This window comes from Mesorhizobium sp. WSM4820, assembly GCF_055811075.1.
The window spans coordinates 1-521 of sequence record NZ_JBVVQN010000085.1; the positions used below are offsets into that span (position 1 = coordinate 1).

The 521-nt window shown below is 66.2% G+C and carries 1 protein-coding gene; it reads left to right on the plus strand.

The genetic code is table 11. The features are described from left to right. Positions 1-521: TCP-1/cpn60 chaperonin family protein (locus AC0L2R_RS33825; protein WP_473514120.1), on the plus strand; the 521-nt coding region annotated here is incomplete at both ends.

Genomic DNA, 521 nt, shown 5'->3' on the forward strand with positions numbered 1-521 from the left:
GAGACCACCTCGGACTACGACAAGGAGAAGCTGCAGGAACGTCTCGCCAAGCTGGCGGGCGGCGTTGCCGTCATCCGTGTCGGCGGTGCGACCGAGATCGAAGTCAAGGAAAAGAAGGACCGCGTCGATGACGCCCTCAACGCGACCCGCGCGGCCGTCGAAGAAGGCATCGTTCCCGGCGGCGGCGTCGCACTGCTGCGCGCTTCGCTGAGCATCAAGGCTGTCGGCGCCAACTCCGACCAGACCGCTGGCATCGCCATCGTGCGTCGCGCGCTGCAGGCTCCGGCCCGTCAGATCGCGGCCAACGCCGGTGCGGAAGCATCGATCGTTGCCGGCAAGATCCTCGAGAACAAGGGCCCGACCTTCGGCTTCAACGCCCAGACCGGCGAATATGGCGACATGATTGCCATGGGTATCGTCGATCCGGTCAAGGTCGTGCGCACGGCTCTCCAGGACGCGGCCTCGGTCGCCGGCCTGCTGGTCACCACCGAAGCCATGATCGCGGAGGCTCCGAAGAAGGA